Origin of the sequence: Flavobacterium collinsii, assembly GCF_946903285.1 — a bacterium.
Classification (GTDB): Bacteria; Bacteroidota; Bacteroidia; order Flavobacteriales; family Flavobacteriaceae; genus Flavobacterium; species Flavobacterium collinsii.
In genome coordinates, this window is record NZ_OX336425.1 from 622,812 (window position 1) to 642,198 (window position 19,387).

At 35.8% G+C, this 19,387-nt stretch carries 16 protein-coding genes; 10 read left to right on the top strand and 6 right to left on the bottom strand.

What is annotated here, in order from left to right; genetic code table 11:
• Window positions 1–137 precede the first annotated feature (137 nt).
• The 4 genes from OGZ34_RS02850 to OGZ34_RS02865 all read right to left on the bottom strand — a co-directional run bounded on the left by OGZ34_RS02850 (window position 138) and on the right by OGZ34_RS02865 (window position 4,669).
• The gene (locus OGZ34_RS02850; RefSeq protein ID WP_263362068.1) at window positions 138–2,408 is read right to left on the bottom strand and encodes a cation:proton antiporter; all 2,271 of its coding nucleotides are present in this window, start codon (window positions 2,406–2,408) and stop codon (window positions 138–140) included.
• Window positions 2,409–2,635: 227 nt separating this feature from the next.
• The gene (locus tag OGZ34_RS02855; protein ID WP_263362069.1) at window positions 2,636–3,355 is read right to left on the bottom strand and encodes a LytR/AlgR family response regulator transcription factor; all 720 of its coding nucleotides are present in this window, start codon (window positions 3,353–3,355) and stop codon (window positions 2,636–2,638) included.
• On the bottom strand, window positions 3,318–4,076 hold the full coding sequence (locus tag OGZ34_RS02860) for a sensor histidine kinase (protein ID WP_173965996.1): 759 nt from the start codon (window positions 4,074–4,076) through the stop codon (window positions 3,318–3,320). Before OGZ34_RS02860 ends, OGZ34_RS02855 begins: the two co-directional genes overlap by 38 nt.
• Window positions 4,077–4,339: 263 nt before the next feature.
• The gene (locus OGZ34_RS02865; protein WP_173965997.1) at window positions 4,340–4,669 is read right to left on the bottom strand and encodes a DMT family transporter; all 330 of its coding nucleotides are present in this window, start codon (window positions 4,667–4,669) and stop codon (window positions 4,340–4,342) included.
• Between the two features lie 178 nt (window positions 4,670–4,847).
• Between OGZ34_RS02865 and OGZ34_RS02870 the strand changes: the two genes are divergently transcribed.
• From OGZ34_RS02870 to rpoN, 4 genes are all read left to right on the top strand, one after another.
• On the top strand, window positions 4,848–7,214 hold the full coding sequence (locus OGZ34_RS02870) for an efflux RND transporter permease subunit (protein WP_173965998.1): 2,367 nt from the start codon (window positions 4,848–4,850) through the stop codon (window positions 7,212–7,214).
• Between the two features lie 38 nt (window positions 7,215–7,252).
• Window positions 7,253–8,101 carry a tetratricopeptide repeat protein gene (locus OGZ34_RS02875; RefSeq protein ID WP_173965999.1) on the top strand — a complete coding sequence of 283 codons (849 nt, stop codon included), beginning with the start codon at window positions 7,253–7,255 and terminating at the stop codon, window positions 8,099–8,101.
• Window positions 8,102–8,382: 281 nt separating this feature from the next.
• Window positions 8,383–9,831: an asparagine--tRNA ligase gene (asnS, locus tag OGZ34_RS02880; protein ID WP_173966000.1), complete on the top strand. Its 1,449-nt coding sequence runs from the start codon at window positions 8,383–8,385 to the stop codon at window positions 9,829–9,831.
• 182 nt (window positions 9,832–10,013) lie between these two features.
• Window positions 10,014–11,474 carry an RNA polymerase factor sigma-54 gene (gene rpoN / locus OGZ34_RS02885; protein WP_263362070.1) on the top strand — a complete coding sequence of 487 codons (1,461 nt, stop codon included), beginning with the start codon at window positions 10,014–10,016 and terminating at the stop codon, window positions 11,472–11,474.
• A gap of 113 nt (window positions 11,475–11,587) precedes the next feature.
• Here the strand turns inward: rpoN and OGZ34_RS02890 are convergent, their stop codons facing one another.
• Complete coding sequence (locus OGZ34_RS02890) at window positions 11,588–12,016, bottom strand: hypothetical protein (protein WP_263362071.1); 429 nt, start codon at window positions 12,014–12,016, stop codon at window positions 11,588–11,590.
• Window positions 12,017–12,049: 33 nt separating this feature from the next.
• Window positions 12,050–12,640, bottom strand: coding sequence for a thymidine kinase (locus OGZ34_RS02895; protein WP_099712721.1), 591 nt, complete (start codon window positions 12,638–12,640; stop codon window positions 12,050–12,052).
• 236 nt (window positions 12,641–12,876) lie between these two features.
• On the opposite strand from OGZ34_RS02895, the gene OGZ34_RS02900 reads away from it, so the two are divergent.
• From OGZ34_RS02900 to OGZ34_RS02925, 6 genes are all read left to right on the top strand, one after another.
• Window positions 12,877–14,010: a hypothetical protein gene (locus OGZ34_RS02900; RefSeq protein ID WP_263362072.1), complete on the top strand. Its 1,134-nt coding sequence runs from the start codon at window positions 12,877–12,879 to the stop codon at window positions 14,008–14,010.
• Window positions 14,011–14,137: 127 nt separating this feature from the next.
• A complete protein-coding gene (gene rsmI, locus OGZ34_RS02905; protein WP_263362073.1) occupies window positions 14,138–14,869 on the top strand; it encodes a 16S rRNA (cytidine(1402)-2'-O)-methyltransferase in 732 nt (243 codons plus the stop codon).
• A gap of 96 nt (window positions 14,870–14,965) precedes the next feature.
• On the top strand, window positions 14,966–15,310 hold the full coding sequence (locus tag OGZ34_RS02910; RefSeq protein WP_089077214.1) for a HopJ type III effector protein: 345 nt from the start codon (window positions 14,966–14,968) through the stop codon (window positions 15,308–15,310).
• A gap of 81 nt (window positions 15,311–15,391) precedes the next feature.
• Window positions 15,392–17,092, top strand: a complete 1,701-nt coding sequence (recJ, locus tag OGZ34_RS02915) for a single-stranded-DNA-specific exonuclease RecJ (protein WP_263362074.1) — start codon at window positions 15,392–15,394, stop codon at window positions 17,090–17,092.
• On the top strand, window positions 17,082–18,362 hold the full coding sequence (locus OGZ34_RS02920) for an MFS transporter (protein WP_263362075.1): 1,281 nt from the start codon (window positions 17,082–17,084) through the stop codon (window positions 18,360–18,362). Before recJ ends, OGZ34_RS02920 begins: the two co-directional genes overlap by 11 nt.
• Window positions 18,362–19,276 carry an alpha/beta hydrolase gene (locus OGZ34_RS02925; protein WP_263362076.1) on the top strand — a complete coding sequence of 305 codons (915 nt, stop codon included), beginning with the start codon at window positions 18,362–18,364 and terminating at the stop codon, window positions 19,274–19,276. The genes OGZ34_RS02920 and OGZ34_RS02925 overlap by 1 nt, the downstream gene beginning before the upstream one ends.
• The last annotated feature ends 111 nt before the right edge of the window (window positions 19,277–19,387 follow it).

Sequence of the window (19,387 nt, forward strand, 5' to 3'; positions counted from 1 at the left end):
AATCCGTGTAAATCCGCGTTTTCGCAAAGCGAATCTGCCTCATCCGCGACCCCAAAAAAAAATCCCAAACCCAATTATAAGATTGGAATTTGGAATTTTACAGATTGTAATTTGAAAAAATTGTAATTTAATCCCTTTTATGGCTTCAAAATTAATACAGAAGGTGTATTGTTCAACCAGGTACTTTGAGATTCTATTAATTTTTTCCAACTGTCTAAACTAATAATCATTAAGTTCTGATTCTCCAAGAATTCTTTTTTAATCGTTCGGTCATGCATAATCATGATGTGATTGGGTGCAATTTGCTCGATCGAACGAATCGTTTCCTGAATATCTCGGGTATTTTTTACTTCACCGCTGGCATCCAGAACGGTAATCTGAGATCCGTTATTGTTGATTAGTTTTTTGGCATAATCAATTAAAAAAGCATCTTCTTTACTAAAAACCGGCATAAAAACCTGATTGACTTCTTCCAGCTTTTTATCGATGAAAATCCCAACTGGCATTTTACTTTTTGCGATAATATGGCGCGTCCTTTCGTCAAAAGGAGAATTTTCAAACAGTCCTTCTTTACCTGTAAACTTATCGATTAAACGATCCGGATTTACGATTCTGGTTGTAAACCCAAGAATTTTACCCAACAAGGTTCCTTCAAAAATAGACTGCCCTAATCCAACTAACAATAAATCATATTCGCCCTGATTTGCCGTATCAATAATATCAGTATCGATATCATTTGTCACTTTAAAAACACTCACCATATTCTGATTCAAACGTTCTGATTCTTCAATCACTGGCAACAGCATTTTACGTTCATGGTCTTTTATGTCAAACGAGTGTATTTCGGTACTCAATGATAAATGCATCGCCGTCACAATAGAATTATCTGCCTGCTTTTTAACCAAACTATTGGCCAGTTTAAGTAATTTTTTTCCTTTTTCAGGAGTAGCGAAAGAAAGCAGGATTTTAAATTTGCTTTTACTTCCAATTTCTTGTGGAATCGCGGTTATCTTATCTTTAAAAACAAAACCGATTAAATCCAGCGCAGGACCAGTCATGAATGTGGTTACCAAAGCCATGATCACCATCATGGTGAAAATTTCTGTTGATAAAACGCCTAAATCATAACCTATGTTTAAAACTACCAACTCCATCAAACCGCGGGTATTCATTAGAGCTCCGATCGCCAAACTATCTTTCCAGCTTTGTCCCACAAATTTTGCAGCAAAAGCACTTCCAAAGAATTTCCCTGCTACGGCTACTCCAATAATCACGGCAGTCACCTTCCATAAATAGGGATCGTTCAATAAACCAATTTGTGTACGTAGACCGGTAAATACAAAGAACAATGGCAGTAAAACGATAATCGCAACGTCTTCTACTTTTTCGATAAAAATATTTCTGAATTTATTGTTTTCAGGCATAATTGCTCCGGCCAAAAAAGCACCAAACAAAGCATGAATTCCGATTAATTCAGCAGCATACGCTGAAAACAGAAGTGTCAAGAAGAAAATAGCAACAACCGGTTTATTCAGACTCTCACGTGTTGAGTTTAAATCGCCCACACGTTTCAGGAACGGACGAACTACTTTCAGCATGATAACTACATACAATAAAGCTAAACCAATTACATATAAAGCACTCGTGAACGAACCAGCTTTTACAATAGCAATTACCAGAGCCAAAATACACCAGGCCGTAATATCATCGGCGGCGGCACAGGTAATGGCTATGGTTCCGAGTTTTGTTTTTTGCATTCCACGTTCCTGCACGATACGGGCAAGAACCGGAAATGCCGTAATACTCATCGCAATTCCCATAAACAATCCGAAAGAGGCAAACTCAACCCCAACCGGTGCAAAAGTATGGTAGACAAAATAAGCTAATGATAGACCCAGGGCAAAAGGGATTACAATACTTGCATGACTTATAACTACAGCATCATGTGCTTTATTTTTCAAAACTTTCAAATCCAATTCCATTCCAATCACAAACATGAAAAAAATCAAACCAATCTGACTTAAAAATTGTAGGTTTCCTAAAGATTCTTTTGGGAACAAAGCTGCTGAAAATTCAGGAAAATACATTCCGATCAAAGAAGGCCCTAAAACAATTCCGGCAATCATTTCTCCAATTACAGAAGGCTGTCCGATTTTTCTAAAAACCCATCCAAACAAACGCGCTACTAAAATAATAGTCACAATCTGTGCTAACAAAATAGCCAAAGGATGCTGAAGATTCTCAACCATCGAGTGAAGAAAATCATTCCAGTGATTGCTTTCTATTTTTTTATGAACGATTCCGCGTCCAGCCTCAAGTGAAGCCCCTTTTGAGATTACCCAATATATCAGGGCCGTAAAACCTCCAATGACAGTAACGTAAAACAAGGAGTTTTTAATATTATTCATAACTCGTTTTTTTGATTTATTGCTGCAAATATCAACACTCCAACTGTAGTGCAAAAGTAAATTTACTGCTAATTTTCAATCCATGTAACAAGTCCGAAAAACTTTGTAATAAGTTATTTTATTCCACAATAACCAACTGGCATTCTGAGATAAATCGGCTGCTTAATTACAATAATCAGGAGATTTTAACACTGTCGGTCTTACGTTTACTAACTGAGGTATAAATGTTAGATTTTTACTCTTTTCAAAAAATCGGCACGATAGGTTTCGCTTAGAATCAAAGAGCTATTTTTACCATCTTTTTCTAAATGATGCAATACAATTTCGTTATGATTAAAAAACTTTATCGCTTTTACTGCAACAATTTCTTTCTTGTTGACACGGCAAAAATCAGTCTCGGGAAGTTCCTGTAAAAGCGTATCAAATTTCACATTCTTTAAGTTGAGTAAACTTCCGTCAACAAGCAGTACGGTTTTATCCCGACTGTCACTAATGGCCGTCTTGATGTACTGAATCTGATTAAAATAAAGTAATGTTTTGCCTTTATCGGTATTTAACTGAATGAATTTTTTAGCGGCATCCGGTTTATCGAAACGTTCAAAAGCTTTTGAGATCGCTTTTTGCAAACGTTCGAGTTTTACTGGTTTTGTAATATAATCTACAGCATCAATATTAAAAGCATCAGCAGCATATTCTTTATAAGCCGTGCAGAAAATAACCAACTTATTGTCGAGGGTTTCTGCCAGATGTAAACCATCGATACCTGGCATTTCGATATCTGAGATCAACAAATCAAAATCGAGATTCGGTATTTCGGCCAGGAGTTTTTCGGGATTGTTAAACGTTTTTACAATTTCTACTTCGGGAATCTGTTCGCAAAGCATTTTCAGATACGTTAAGCCCGGCAGCTCATCGTCCAGCAGCAAGCATTTCAGTTTTGTATTCAAGTAAGTCTATTTTTAGATGAGCGATATAAATGTCATTTTCGACAAACCTGTCGAGTTTGAAGTTGTTTTTATAAATAATTCGCAATCGGTGTTCTAAGGTGGCGTGACCGAAGCCGCTTCGTTCTTTTTTCAATACTTTTTTATCCGATATTTTATTAGAAACGGTCATAGAAAAAGCATTGTCCCTGAACTCAAATACAACCGAGATAAAAGCATCGGCACTCTGTAAGTCGGCATGTTTAAAAGCATTTTCGATTAAATCAATCGAGATTAACGGTGCCAGTAAAGGCTGCTCGTACAATTTGTCTTCTTTATTGATATTGGTTTTGATTTTTAATTCAAAAAGCGGACTGATTTTGATTTTATTGATTTCGATTAAATTGAGTGCAAAATCAATTTCTTCTTTTGCCGTGACAAACTTCTTCTTACTCTCGTAAAGGATATAGTCCAGTACATTCGCTAATTTATCTAAAGCAAAATAGGTTTGATAAGCATGTGACTGAATCGAGTTTAAAATATTTTTAAACAAATGCGGATTCAGTTTAGACTCTAAAGTTTCCAATTGCAAATCGTTCACTTTCATTTCAAGTGCATAAAAGCTTTTCTCGGCATCGTCTTTTGCTTTTTTGAATTGCAGCAGTTGATACATCAAAAAACAAATGATAGCGATGAGCAATAAGAGAATTGCCAGAAATATAAAAGTGATTGTATTGTCCTGCATTGTTTTATGTAAAGTTTAAAAGTTTTCTTTCGCCACTAATTTACTCCGTCTGTTCGCTATCGCTCGAGTCACGAATAAACACGAATTATAAAATCTCCATGTTATTATTTTGCCACAGATTACAAAGATGATAAAGATTTTCTGCCTAATGCAAGCTGTTGGGCGTAATCCATTTTAACACATAGTAACATAGATTCTGTATCCATAAAAAGGCGTTTCACTTTATTTAAATATACATAGCTCCCTATGTAAAAAAAAAATTATTAATGACTGGAAACGAACTTCAATCCAATAATCGAAGCAATTAAAGTCGAAAGAAAGAATATTCTCCAGAAAGTTGCCGGCTCTTTAAAAACTAATATTCCAACCAAAACAGTCCCAACTGCTCCAATTCCGGTCCAAACCGCATAGGCAGTTCCAATCGGCAATACCTGAGTGGCCTTATACAACAAAAACATACTGATGGAAAGACAAACAAAGAAACCAATCATCCAATAGGTCGAAACCATTCCTGTCGTTTCTTTGGCTTTGCCCAGACAAGAGGCAAAAGCAACTTCAAAAAGTCCTGCGATTATTAATAGAATCCAATTCATTTTCTACCTCTTTTTAAATTAGATACAAATATGAGAAAAGCTAACGTAGAATTCTATAAAATATCACATTTTTAAACAACAGCATCGTTTCAATTGTGTTAACAAACCGTAAAAACCAAGCCGAATATTTATGATTCCGAGCACTTTTCACTACATTTGCATCCATTTTACAAATTTTATGAAAAACGTCACACAAGTTGGATTTTGGGAGAAATTAGCCAGAATCATACTTAAAAACAGAATTTCTATACTCGTTGGGATCGCTGCCCTGACTATTTTCCTTGGTTACCAATGGAAAAACCTCTCTATGACTTATACTGAAGCAAATTTGCTTCCTAAAAACCATATTGCCAATAAAGATTATCAAAAATTCCTGGACAAATTTGGAGAAGAAGGAAACCTGGTTGTAATTGGTTTTCAGGATAAAAAATTCTTCACGCCAAAAAATTATGCAGCCTGGAATGAGTTAATGACAGGTCTTAAGAAATCGAAAGAAGTAGACTTAGTGGTTTCCTTAAACGATTTGAAGAAACTGGAAAAAGACACGGTTAACGAAAAATTTGTTCTGGCACCGTTTATCGATCAAAGCAAAGCAACTGATCCTGAATATTTGAAAAAGGTGCAATATGATTTATTTCATAATTTACCTTTTTACGAAGGATTGCTTTATAACAAAGAAAGCGGTAGTATCCGTTCGGCCATTTACATCAACAAAGCGCTTGTAAACACCGCTGAAAGAAAAACATTTATCCTGGAGAATCTGGTTCCGAAAATTGATAAATTCGAGAAAACCACAGGAATCGATCTGCGTGTATCGGGAATGCCCTACATCAGAACGATCAATGCCGACAATATGAAAGGCGAAATTGGACTTTTTATTGGTGCCGCATTATTGACCGTTTCTTTGATTTTCTTTTTCTTTTTCCGTTCGTACCGAGCCACCTTTATTTCTATCTGTATTTTAATTGTGGGGGTAATCTGGTCTTTTGGAACTTTAGGATTGTTTCATTACAAAATCACGATTCTAACCGCTATTATTCCACCATTGATTATTGTAATCGGAATTACAAACTGTATTTTCCTGATCAACAAATACCAGCAGGAAATTAAGCTTCACAACAATCAGGCAAAAGCATTACAGCGCATTATTTCTAAAATTGGAGTTTCGACTTTAATGACCAATTTAACCACTGCAATTGGTTTTGCAACGTTTATGATCACCGGAAATGATTTGCTTTTTGAATTTGGTTTAGTTACCTCGATCAACGTAATTTCTGTGTATTTATTAACGCTTTTAATTGTGCCGATAGTGTACAGTTTTATGTCGGTTCCGGGAGAAAAACATTTGTATCATTTAACCAAAACTTACATTTCGACCTTACTTGATTTTGTCGAAAATGTGGTAAAAAACAAACGCAAAGTAATTTATACAATTTATGGCTTACTATTAGTTTTTAGTGTTATTGGAGTTACTCAAATGAAAGTTTCGGGAAGTTTGATTGGTGAGATGCCAAAAAGCGCCTCTTTCTTTAAAGATATTCTCTTTTACGAAAAAGAATTCAATGGTGTAATGCCTCTCGAGATCATGATTGACACCAAAAAGAAAAAGGGCGTCATGAAAGCATCGACCATTCGTAAAATGGATGAATTACAAAACACAATCATAGAAATGCCCGAACTGGCAAAACCGGTTTCAATTGTAAATCTGGTTAAGTATTCGAAACAGGCTTTTTATAACGGGAATCCTGAATATTACCAATTGCCGACTTCGCAGGAACAGACTTTTATTTTGTCGTATGCTAAAAATGCAACCAAAAACAGCAAAGAAAACCTGATGAAAGCCTATGTAGATTCGACCGGACAATATGCCCGAATTACGACTTTCATGAAAGATATTGGTACGGATGAAATGGCAAAAGTGGAGAAAAAACTTCACAGCAAAATTGATGAAATTTTCCCGAAAGACCGTTATGAAGTTACCATAACCGGAAAAGCACTGGTGTTTCAAAAAGGAACTTCTTACCTGGTTGATAATTTAATTGAGTCTTTAATTTTTGCGATACTTGTAATTGCTGCTCTAATGCTTTACTTGTTCCGATCGTTTAAAATGGTTTTTGCCTCGGTAATTACGAACATCTTACCGCTATGTATCACCTCAGGACTGATGGGGTATTTTGGGATTCCATTAAAACCTTCGACGATTTTAGTGTTTAGTATTGCATTCGGAATTTCGGTAGACAATGCGATTCAGTTTATGGCGAAGTACCATCATGATTTATTGCAGAACAACGGAAAGGTAAAAAAATCAGTTTTCAGTGCTTTAAGAGAAACCGGAATCAGTACTTTTTACACTTCGGTAGTTTTGATTCTTGGATTTGCTACTTTCACGCTTTCAAGCTTCAGCGGAACCATTGCACTAGGAGGTTTAATTTCCTGTACATTGGCCTTTGCGATGTTTGCTAACTTATTGGTTCTACCGGCCTTGGTCTTGACTTTCGAGAAAAAGAAGGCTAAGAAAGAGGAAATGGAGGGATTGGAAAAGTAAGGTTTCATAAAGTACACTAACAAAAGTCACTCAAAACTATGAAAAAGATAATCCTGTTAATTCTTATATTGAATATCAACTCAACATTCTCTCAAAATTATGTTGCGAATCTAAACTTAATGTCTTCTCAAAATTATTTTGAGGGAAAAAATTTATACTGCAAATCTGAGAATTCTGAATCAATCAGACTTTTTAATCTCGGAATTGAAACTCTTTATCTAAATAGATCTTTAGATAAAAAATATCTTAAGATTACGTCAAAAGTTTTTTTTGATGCATATAAGAAAGACACAACATTTTGTGACGCTTTGTTTTTTACCGGATATACATTAAGATTATTAGGAGACAAGAATGCATTGCGCTTGTATATAGCAGCAGATAGCTCGTACAATAAATCGCTTGAGTTTAAAACAAATTTAGCCGCTGAATGTTTAAGATATGGCAATGAAAAAACCGTGAAAATTGCCAGAAAAAAATATACTGAAATAATAAAGCTATTTCCTGAAAACCCTGAGGGTTATTACGGATTCGCAATTACTTCACCAATTCTTGGAGATCACGAAAAAGGATTAGAAAATATAAATATTGCCATTGAAAAATACAAAAATGTAAATCAAAAATTAAAGGATGATGTGATTTTCTTACAGGCAATTTTACTTTCAATGAACAATAAGCATAATGAGGCCTTGGAAAACTTTGATAAGGTTTATTCTTCTTACAAAAAAGACTTTAATTTCAAGGTTTATTATTCTCTGTCACTTTTAAAAGTCTCCGAAGAAAAGAAAGATGAAAAAATGAAAAAGAAGGCATTAGGTATCTATGAAAAAATAAAAGAGAAAGATCAAATTCCGAAGGAAATAAAAGATCAATTAGTTTTTTCTTCTTAATTGAAGAAAAAATAATTCCACGAGAAGTCCGACAACGATTAGCGAATTTCTTTACAGACTTACTAGTGCGATTCCTCTTTCCTGGGAATGGCAAAAAAGAGAATAACTGACTTTATAAAAACGATTGCCCTAGCCCTGATAGCAGCGGTATCCTTTTTCTGACTTCTTTAGGAAGAAAAAGATATAGCGGATAGCAGGAAACAGCTTCTAATTTTAATTATTATCGTTTATATTTGCAGTTATTACACAACAAATAATTTAATTTCAATAGTATATATAAAATGAAACACACAAAAGTTAAAGACTTATTAAACAGTACGACGACGCTTCAGGAGGTTAATGCAAAAGGATGGGTGAGAACTTTTAGAAATAATCAGTTCATCGCGCTTAATGACGGTTCTACCATTAATAATATACAATGTGTTGTTGATTTTGAAAATACACCTGACGAAACTTTAAAAAGAATTACGACTGGTGCTGCGGTTTCTGTAATTGGAACTTTGATCGAAAGTAAAGGTGCTGGTCAGAAATATGAAATTCAGGTGAATAAATTGGAAATCTTAGGAGATTCTGATGCCGAAAAATTCCCGATACAACCAAAAAACAAACCTAGTTTAGATTTCTTGCGCGAAAATGCACATTTACGTGTTCGTACGAATATGTTTGGTGCAATTATGCGTGTGCGTTCGGTATTGTCGTTTGCGGTTCACAACTATTTTCAACAAAAAGGTTTTGTATATGTAAATACGCCAATCATTACCGGTTCTGATGCTGAAGGTGCAGGAGAAATGTTTAAAGTTACGGCTCTACCTTTTGACAACACGCCAAGAACTGAAGACGGAAAGGTAAACTATAAAGAAGATTTTTTCGAAAAAGAAACAAACTTAACGGTTTCAGGACAGTTAGAAGGAGAAACGTATGCGATGGCTTTGGGTCAGATTTATACTTTTGGACCAACTTTTAGAGCTGAAAACTCTAATACTTCTCGTCACCTCGCTGAGTTTTGGATGATCGAGCCAGAAGTTGCTTTCAATAATCTGGATGACAACATGGATTTGGCTGAAGATTTTATTCAGTATGTCATTAAATATGCTTTAGACCACTGCCAGGATGATTTGAAGTTTTTAGAAGGAAGACTTTTAGACGAAGAAAAATCAAAACCTCAGGCAGAAAGAAGCGAAATGGCTTTGTTAGAAAAACTGAACTTTGTATTAGAGAACAACTTTAAACGTGTTTCTTATACAGAAGCTATTGACATCCTGAGAGATTCTACTCCAAACAAAAAGAAAAAATTTCAATACCTCATCAACGAATGGGGAGCTGATTTACAGTCAGAACACGAGCGTTATTTGGTTGAAAAACACTTTAAATGTCCGGTAATCCTGTTTGATTACCCAGCAAATATTAAAGCGTTTTACATGCGTTTGAACGACAACACTGAACCAGGAAGAGAAACGGTTCGCGCCATGGATATCCTTTTCCCTGGAATTGGAGAAATCGTTGGTGGATCTGAAAGAGAAGAGCGTTACGACGTTTTGATCGAAAAAATGAAAGCTTTAGAAATTGACGAAGAAGAATTATCATGGTATTTAGATACCCGAAGATTCGGATCAGCAACTCACGCAGGTTTCGGACTTGGATTTGAGCGTTTGGTATTGTTTGTAACCGGAATGACAAACATCAGAGACGTAATTCCTTTCCCGAGAACCCCTGGAAATGCAGAGTTTTAAAAAAGGTTCTAAGGTACTGAGATACTGAGGTTCTAAGTTTTTAAATATAATAAAATTTGTTTCAGGTTTCAAGTTATTGGAGTTTGAACTAAAATAATAATATTTGTTTCAAGTTTCAAGTTTCAAATTGTGGCACGTTCTACAACCTGAAACCTGAAACTTGAAACTTTTAACAAAATCAAATGCTAAAGCAATTTTTAAATTTAAAATTATCCCAAAAATTATCTCCACAGCAAATTCAGCTGATGAAGTTAATTCAATTGCCTACGCAAGCTTTTGAGCAACGTTTATTAGAAGAAATGAACGAAAATCCGGCACTGGAAGCCGGTAAAGAAGACGAATACGAAGCCGATGAATTTGCTAATGAAGAATACGACGATTATGACGATGCAGAAGGTGACAGAATCGAAGCAGACGACATTAATATCGACGAATATTTAAGCGACGACGATACGCCCGATTATAAAACTCAGGTGAATAACTATAGTGAAGACGAAGAACGCGAAACTCCTTTTGCTTCGCCAATTAGCTTTCACCAGGATCTAATCAATCAACTGAATACCTTTATTCTGAATGATGAAGAACGCGAAATCGCTGAATTCCTTGTTGGAAGTATTGACGACATGGGGTATATCCGCAGAAGCGTTCCCGATATTGTAGACGATATGGCTTTTACTCAGGGTATTTATACCGATGAGAAAATGGTCGAAAAGATGCTTCAGGTGATTCATGAACTCGAACCTTCGGGAGTTGGAGCACGTGATTTACAGGAATGTTTATTACTTCAATTAAAGCACAAAACACCGACAGAATATATCGATTTGGCGATTGATATCATCGAAAATCAGTTTGACGCTTTCACCAAGAAACATTACGACAAACTTTTACAGAAATACGGAGTTTCGAACGAACAACTTAAAAAAGCCATTCACGAAATCGAAAGACTGAATCCAAAACCGGGTGGATCTTACACCGGAAACAATAGAGTAACAGAGAATGTAGTTCCCGATTTTGCGATTAGAATTGTAGATGGCGAACTGGAATTAACTTTAAACGGACGAAATGCTCCTTCCCTGCACGTTTCTAAAGATTATCAGGAAATGATGCAGACGTATAAAGATTCCCGTGATAAATCGTCGGCACAAAAAGACGCAGTTCAGTTTATCAAACAAAAACTGGATTCGGCCAAATGGTTTATCGATGCAATCAGACAGCGCCAGGAAACCCTTTTTGTTACGATGAATGCTATTATGCATTATCAGGAAGAATATTTCTTAGATGGCGACGAAACCAAACTAAAACCAATGATCTTAAAAGACATTGCCGATATGGTTGGCTTAGATATTTCGACCATTTCGCGTGTTGCCAACAGTAAATACGTTGAAACACCATACGGAACAAAGCTGATCAAAGAGTTTTTCTCTGAAGCCATGAAAAATGATCAGGGAGAAGATGTATCAACTTTAGAGATTAAAAAAATCCTTCAAAACACCATTGAAGAAGAAGATAAAAAGAAACCTCTACCTGATGATCAATTGGCCGAAATTTTAAAAGAAAAAGGCTATCCAATTGCCAGAAGAACTATTGCAAAATACCGCGAACAATTAGATATTCCGGTAGCAAGAATGAGAAAGAAAATCTAACAAACAAACCTAACAGTACTTAAAAAAAACTGTTAGGTTTTTTTATATCCCATAAACAAAAAAAACCGACAAGCTTTTGTGAAGCTGTCGGTTTAGTTTATAGTAGTATTAAATTATTTGTACTGATTCGGCTTTATGGTAATCTGAAACAAATAATTTTCTTTTTTATCATCGTAATTATAGATCAGGGTAAAATCACTGTCCCGAAAAGCTTTAAGCCCTGGATTTGCCTTAACGGTACTCAGAAGACTTGCTTCAATATTTTGTTTTATTGTTTCAATTTCTGCAGTCTCTTTTTCAACATTTAACAAAGTTAAATTGTACTGAACCACTTTATCTTTAGGCAAAGTAACATTGTCCAAACGAATTCCTTCCTGAATGACTAAAGGACAATTTTCATTGTATTTAGCAACCAATTCGATCATTCCTTTATCTGTCACAGGCTCTTTAAAAGAGCGATATAAAACAAAAGCCAGCACTAATGCAGCAATGGCACTTACTATTAAAATAGTTGAATTCTTTTTTTTAGTTGGTTGCTGCATCTTTTAATTTGTTTGTTTAGAAAGAAAAAAACTTTACTTGTCCTGAATCTTTTTCATCGCATTATAATAAGCAGCACGACTCAGCGGCTCATATTCTTCGGTTTCACCAAGCATTACTAACTTATCGTTATCTGTTTTGCGAAAACTATAGTTGGCAAGATTTCCTGTACGTGTGCAGACTGCATGAACTTTGGTTACATATTCGGCTGTTGCCATAAGTGCCGGCATAGGGCCAAAAGGATTCCCTTTAAAATCCATATCAAGTCCTGCAACTATCACACGAATTCCCTGATTGGCCAGATCGTTACAAACCGTAACTATTTCATCATCAAAAAATTGTGCTTCATCAATACCTATAACATCACATCCTTGTGCTAAAATAGAGATATTGGCAGCTGCCGGAACCGGAGTAGAACGAATTTCGTTGGCATCGTGAGATACTACCATTTCGTCATGATAGCGGGTATCAATAGCGGGTTTAAAGATTTCGACTCTTTGTTTGGCAAATTGGGCGCGTTTTAATCTGCGGATTAATTCCTCGGTTTTACCCGAAAACATTGATCCACAAATAACTTCAATCCAACCAAATTGTTCTTTGTGATTTACTGTATTTTCGAGAAACATTTTGTATTTTTCTACCTTTAAAAATGAATAGTTTTTATTACTTTGTACTGGTAATAAATCGACGTGAAAAATTGCGGTTTTACACTTTTTCAAAAGTAGAAAATTTTTATCAAATCGAAGATTCGCAAACGCTTATTAACAGAAATAAAAAAATATCTTTCAGATTTCCATCGCGAATAAAGATATTCAAATACAAAATATACTAAAATACCGTATTCACTATAATTTCAACAGTTATGAAAAAAAAATTGGAAGCCGATTTAATCAGCATTGCACATCGAATTTTAAAACTTAAAAACAAATCCGATATCAATCAATTGTATCTTGAAACGCAGAAGTTATATGAAAAATTAGCGGTTTTAAAATTTGTAGACGAGAATTTCGATACGCAGAAACCAACAATTGGTCACAGTGAAATCCATTCTGAAATTGAATCTATCTTTGAAAAGGAAGAAACAATTGCAACAGAAATTAAAATTGAATCTCCGGTAATAACGGAAGAAATAGTGAATGAAGAAGCGACAGAGCCTATAGTTGCTGAAGAGACCGCTGCTGAACCCGAAGAAGAGACAAATCCGGGACCTGAAACTCCTGAAGAAGTGATCTCTGAACCTACAGAAGAAGCTAGTCAGGAACCTGAAATTCTTGAAGAAATAACAGCTGAAATTCTTGAAGAAACAGCAGCAGAACCAATTCTTGAAACTATTCCGGAAACTGTTGCCGAAATCACAGAAGAACCGGTTATCGAAGAAATTGAGGAACCAATTTCAGAAACTGAAAAAGAAACAGAAGCTTCAGAAGAGCTTTCATTCAGGACTGTTAGTGATTTTAAACCGATTCCAGATTTTGTTCCAGCTTTTGAATTAGATAGACTTGAAGAAGTAGAAGAAAAGGAAAAACCGAAAAAAGAAGAACCAAAAACGGAAACTTCTTCAAAACCGGAACCTGTTCACATTTCTTTTGAAGAGATATTAGGTATTAACTACGCTGATGCTCATTTTGTAAAAGTAGACAGTTTCGAAGCAGTTTCTCCTACTCCAACACCATCAATCAGTGAGTTAAAAGAACCAAAAACTATCGAAACAACGGTATTAGAAACTCCTGTTGAACCCAAAGCAGTTACATTAAATGAAAAACTGGCAAAAGGTTTCCACATTGATTTAAACGATCGTATTGCTTTTACCAAAAATCTTTTCGGAAACAGTTCTGAAGATTACAGCCGTGTTCTAAATCAGTTATTAACTTTTGATTCTTATGGTGAAGCCAAAGAATTTATTGAAGATATGGTAAAACCGGATTATAACAACTGGGACGGAAAAGATGATTATGCCGAACGTTTCTTAGGAATTGTAGAAAAGAAATTTTCATAAAAACTAAAACACAAATTACACGAATTAGCACGAACCTTATTGGTTGTAAAATTCCTAAAGACACTTAAAATTTGTGTCAATTATTGAAATTCGTGTCCAATAACTCCATTTAGAATTCAGAAAAATTATGTCTAAATTATATATCGTTCCCACGCCAATTGGCAATCTTGAAGACATGACTTTTCGTGCCATCCGGATTCTGAAAGAAGTCGATTTGATTTTGGCCGAAGACACCCGTACCAGTGGCAAATTGTTAAAGCATTTTGAGATTGGTACGCACATGCACAGTCACCACATGCACAATGAGCATAAAACGACCGAAAATTTAATCGCACGTCTGAAAGCCGGTGAGAACATTGCTTTGATTTCTGACGCAGGAACTCCTGCAATTTCGGATCCCGGTTTTTTACTGACACGTGCCTGTGTCGAAAATAAAATTGAAGTTGAATGCCTTCCAGGAGCAACAGCTTTTGTTCCGGCCTTGGTAAACAGTGGATTACCCAATGACAAATTTATTTTTGAAGGTTTTCTCCCTGACAAAAAAGGGCGTCAGACCCGTTTTCTAACTTTAGCCGAAGAAACCCGAACTATGATATTGTATGTTTCACCACATAAACTGGTAAAAACATTAGCTGAATTCATTCAATATTTTGGAGAGGACAGACAAGTTTGCGTTTCGAGAGAATTATCGAAACTGCACGAAGAAAACGTACGCGGAACAGCAAGAGAAGTTCTGACTCATTTTGAAAAAACGGCACCACGTGGCGAAATTGTCGTAGTCGTGGCCGGAAAAACCATAACAAAAGAACCTAAGAAAAGTAAGTTTTCTAAGGATGAAGAAGAAACAGAAGAAGAATAATTTTGGCCACGAATTTCCCTAATTAGAGCTCGAACTTAAATTAAAATTCGTGTTCAATTCGTGAAATTCGTGGCAAAAAAACTAATCCACAATAACATGAGCATACAAGCCTTTTTAGAAAAAGTAAAACAAACTCCAAACGAAATAACATTCCCGGAGACTATTGCCGTAATCGAAGAGAACTACAACTTTACTCCAACAGCCTTCCAAAACGGGACACAACATAATGCAGCCGGAGAAAACTCTGGTTCTTGCAAATTATTTTCTTTCGCAAAACTGCAAAACCTAACTAAAGACGAAACTTTGGCTTGTTTTGGCGCATTCTATTTTGATGAAGTTTTGGGAGATCCAAACGGAACAAACCATCAAAACATTAGGAATTTCATCAACTTAGGTTGGGACGGAATTCAGTTTGAAGGAAATGCTTTAGAGCAAAAATAATTATCTAAGATTTTTGATTAGCGATTTTTGACTTCAGAAATCAGCAATCTAAAATCAGCAATCTAAAATCTAAAATCAACCATGCGTTGGACCTTAAAACCAAAACCTTCTGAAGAAAAAATCAAACATTTGGCGCAAGCTTTAAATGTCGAAGATTTTGTAGCAACGCTTTTGATTCAGCGCGGCATTGAAACTTTTGACGAAGCAAAGGATTTCTTTCGTCCTTCACTAGAAAAACTGCATGATCCGTTCTTAATGAAAGACATGGACAAAGCGGTTTCCAGAATAGAACTGGCCATTAAAAATCAGGAAAACATTTTAGTTTTTGGTGATTATGATGTCGACGGAACAACCGCCGTTTCATTGGTTTCATCCTATTTGAAATCGCATTATCCCAATATTGCAACTTATATCCCTGATCGTTATGATGAAGGTTACGGAATCTCTTTTAAAGGAATTGACTTTGCCGACGACAACGGATTTTCATTAATAATTGCTTTAGACTGTGGAATAAAATCCATCGATCATATCGCTTACGCGAAAGAAAGAAGCATAGATTTTATCATCTGTGACCACCACAGACCCGGGGAATTTCTTCCCGATGCCGTTGCCATTCTAGATCCAAAAAGAAACGACTGCTCCTACCCTTATGATGAATTGTGTGGTTGTGGTGTTGGTTTTAAATTGATTCAGGCTTTAGGAACGAACCGGAACGAAACCATTCAGGATCTTTTACCATACCTCGATTTAGTTGCAACAGCAATTGCTGCCGATATTGTACCCATAACCGGTGAAAACAGAATCCTCGCTTTTTACGGTTTGCAGGTAATCAATTCAGATCCGAGACCCGGAATTAAAGCTTTGGTGCATCAGGTAAAAAAGAAAACTTTAGACATAACCGATGTCGTTTTTATCATTTCTCCTCGAATAAATGCCGCAGGACGAATCAAACATGGTAATCATGCTGTTGAATTACTTACAGAGTTTAATTTTGAACAGGCCCAACAATTTGCATCGGAAATAGAACAATACAATGCAGACCGAAAAGATCTGGATAAAAAAATAACCAAAGAAGCTTTTCAACAAATCTCAGAAAACAACGAACAAGACCGGTTCTCTACCGTTGTTTTTCAGGAAGACTGGCACAAAGGTGTTATCGGAATTGTAGCTTCCAGATTAATCGAGACTTACTATCGTCCGACTTTAGTTTTCACCAGAAGCGGTGACAAATATGCGGCATCCGCAAGATCTGTAAAAGGTTTTGACGTTTACAACGCTCTTGATGCCTGCTCAGAACATTTGGAACAATTTGGAGGTCACATGTACGCTGCCGGAATGACCCTGAAAGCAGAAAACTACCAAACCTTTAAAGAAGCCTTCGAAACACAGGTTTCTTCCACCATCCTTCCGGAAATGCGAACTCCGGAAATAGAAATTGATGCCGAAATTAATTTCAGCGATATCACTCCAAAACTAATCCGCATTTTAAAACAATTTGAGCCTTTTGGCCCTTTAAATATGACGCCCGTTTTTATGACTAAAGACATCAAGGACACGGGCTACGCCAAAACCTTAGGAGCAGAAGAGGAACATTTGAGGCTTTTTGTAAAACAAAATAATTCGGATGGAATTGCTGCAATAGGCTTTGGACTTGGAAAAAAATTAGACATCGCAAAAAATCAAACTCCGTTCCAGCTGGCTTATTCACTCGCTGAAAACGAATGGAACGGAACTGTTTCTAACCAACTTATGCTTAAAGACATCAGAACAAATGAAAACTAAACCAAACAAGCAAGACCCTTACCAGGCGTTGCGCTATAGAGAATTTAATGTATTCCTTATCTTGCGTTTTGCTATGGTTTTTGCCTGGGCAATGCAGTTTATTGTAATCGAATGGGAAGTTTACAGTATCACTAAGAATCCATTATCCCTCGGAATTATTGGTTTAATGGAAGTTATACCGGCTGTTTCAATGGCCTTATTTGCGGGACACATAGTCGATCAGAGAGAGAAAAAAGGCTTATTGGTAAAATGTATTTTAGGCTTCTCCGTAATCAGTTTTGGATTATTTTTAGTCACCTGGCCTAGAGTTGTTGGCGGCTTATCTTCAAATGTAATTTTGTATTCCATCTATGCTTTAGTCTTTTTGGGTGGATTAGTCAGAGCTTTTCTGGGACCTACTATTTTTTCTCTTTTATCACTTATAATTCCTAAAAAAGTATATCCAAATGCTGCAACCTGGAGCAGTTCTGTTTGGCAAATTGGAGCCGTATTAGGCCCTGCAGTTGCGGGTTTTTCGATCAATTGGATTGGAGTTCACTGGTCAATGTGTCTTGTTTTCGGATTCTCTATACTTTCCTTAATTGCATTATCACAAATCAGTAAAAAGCCAATTATAAATCCAAAGATTGGAGAATCAATCAAAGACAGTTTAACAGAAGGTTTAACGTTTGTATTTCGAAACCAAATTGTATTAGGGGCTTTATCTCTGGATATGATCGCGGTACTTTTTGGCGGTGCCGTTGCTTTATTACCAATCTTTGCACAGGATATTCTAAAAGTTGGCTCAGAAGGTTTTGGTATCTTAAGAGCTGCTCCGGCAGTGGGTTCTTTTATAACGATGCTCATATCTGCTTATGTACCTTTATATAAAAACGCCGGAAAAAAACTTCTAATTGCCATATTTGTCTTTGGACTATCCATTATTTTATTTGGCTTTTCTACCTATTTCTGGCTCTCTGTTTTTGCTTTATTTTTAAGCGGACTTGCCGATGGAATTTCAGTAGTAATCCGCCAAACCATTTTACAGCTTAAAACTCCGGATCATATGCGTGGCCGCGTGGGGGCTGTAAACTCAATCTTCGTTGGGTCTTCTAACGAACTAGGAGCCTTTGAAAGTGGCGCAACTGCCAAATTAATGGGAACCGTAACTTCCGTAATTTTTGGAGGCAGTATTACACTCCTAACCGTTTTAGGTTTCGGGCTAATATCCCCTACGTTTAGAAATTTGGACCTTCAAAAAGACATGGACGATCATCAAAATATGGACTAATGAAACATTTGCTATTAACTTTCTTTCTTGTTACATGCTCTTTAGTGAGCGCGCAAAATCTCTATATTAAAACATATGGCAACAAAAAGGACAAAACAATAATTTTTATTCATGGCGGCCCAAGTGGAAACGCAACATTGTTTGAAGGTACAACTGCTCAAAAATTAGCTGATTTAGGTTTTTATGTAATTGCCTATGATCGCAGAGGCGAAGGAAGATCTAAAGACACTACTGCGACATTTACTTATGATGAAGCTTTCCGGGATCTAAATAGCATTTATAAAAAATACAATATCAAAAAGGCAACACTTCTTGCCCATAGTTTTGGAGGTTTAGTGGCGACTCTTTACACAGAAAAATATCCTCAAAATGTTAGTGCACTTGTACTAGTCGGGGCTTTATTTTCACAGCAGGAAACATACGATCACATCCTAAACTCCCTAAAGATAAGCCACAAAGGTGATTCTAAAACCCTCAATAAAATAGCTTATGTAGAAAGGCTGAACAAAAATTCTGCCGGATACCGAAAACATTGCTTTGATTTAGCAAGTGATGACGACTATTTTAAAATGCCAAATCCAACCAAAGAATCAAAAAAGTTGTACGCAAATTATGAAAAAGGTGATTTTTTTAAAACCAATATCCGAAACAAAAATGCTCCTCTCCTTTTCTATCAAAATGAAAAGCAAAATAATATCGATACAAGATCATCTCTAAAGAAAATAAAAGCTAAAGGAATTTCTATTTTTGCAATTTACGGAAAAGATGATGGTATCTTTTCAACTTTTCAAATCAACTCAATCAAAAACTTAGTAGGAGAAAATCATTTTGACTTACTACAAAATTGCTCCCATTATCTTTTTGTAGATCAACAAAAATCGTTTCTTTCACATATCAAAAGATGGATTAAGTAAAACTTCAAATTGTAATAAATTTACGTGACTTATAGCCAATTTATTTTTTCGAAATTTTAAGACTTTTTTATTTAGAATTAATATAAATAATATTTATATTTGTTGAAATAA

What these genes read in the sequence shown, in the direction of transcription:
- OGZ34_RS02850 (WP_263362068.1), bottom strand. Translation starts at nt 2,408, where the DNA reads ATGAATAATATTAAAAACTCCTTGTTTTACGTTACTGTCATTGGAGGT.
- OGZ34_RS02860 (WP_173965996.1), bottom strand. Translation starts at nt 4,076, where the DNA reads ATGCAGGACAATACAATCACTTTTATATTTCTGGCAATTCTCTTATTG.
- OGZ34_RS02865 (WP_173965997.1), bottom strand. Translation starts at nt 4,669, where the DNA reads ATGAATTGGATTCTATTAATAATCGCAGGACTTTTTGAAGTTGCTTTT.
- OGZ34_RS02870 (WP_173965998.1), top strand. Translation starts at nt 4,848, where the DNA reads ATGAAAAACGTCACACAAGTTGGATTTTGGGAGAAATTAGCCAGAATC.
- OGZ34_RS02875 (WP_173965999.1), top strand. Translation starts at nt 7,253, where the DNA reads ATGAAAAAGATAATCCTGTTAATTCTTATATTGAATATCAACTCAACA.
- asnS (WP_173966000.1), top strand. Translation starts at nt 8,383, where the DNA reads ATGAAACACACAAAAGTTAAAGACTTATTAAACAGTACGACGACGCTT.
- rpoN (WP_263362070.1), top strand. Translation starts at nt 10,014, where the DNA reads ATGCTAAAGCAATTTTTAAATTTAAAATTATCCCAAAAATTATCTCCA.
- OGZ34_RS02890 (WP_263362071.1), bottom strand. Translation starts at nt 12,016, where the DNA reads ATGCAGCAACCAACTAAAAAAAAGAATTCAACTATTTTAATAGTAAGT.
- OGZ34_RS02895 (WP_099712721.1), bottom strand. Translation starts at nt 12,640, where the DNA reads ATGTTTCTCGAAAATACAGTAAATCACAAAGAACAATTTGGTTGGATT.
- OGZ34_RS02900 (WP_263362072.1), top strand. Translation starts at nt 12,877, where the DNA reads ATGAAAAAAAAATTGGAAGCCGATTTAATCAGCATTGCACATCGAATT.
- rsmI (WP_263362073.1), top strand. Translation starts at nt 14,138, where the DNA reads ATGTCTAAATTATATATCGTTCCCACGCCAATTGGCAATCTTGAAGAC.
- OGZ34_RS02910 (WP_089077214.1), top strand. Translation starts at nt 14,966, where the DNA reads ATGAGCATACAAGCCTTTTTAGAAAAAGTAAAACAAACTCCAAACGAA.
- recJ (WP_263362074.1), top strand. Translation starts at nt 15,392, where the DNA reads ATGCGTTGGACCTTAAAACCAAAACCTTCTGAAGAAAAAATCAAACAT.
- OGZ34_RS02920 (WP_263362075.1), top strand. Translation starts at nt 17,082, where the DNA reads ATGAAAACTAAACCAAACAAGCAAGACCCTTACCAGGCGTTGCGCTAT.
- OGZ34_RS02925 (WP_263362076.1), top strand. Translation starts at nt 18,362, where the DNA reads ATGAAACATTTGCTATTAACTTTCTTTCTTGTTACATGCTCTTTAGTG.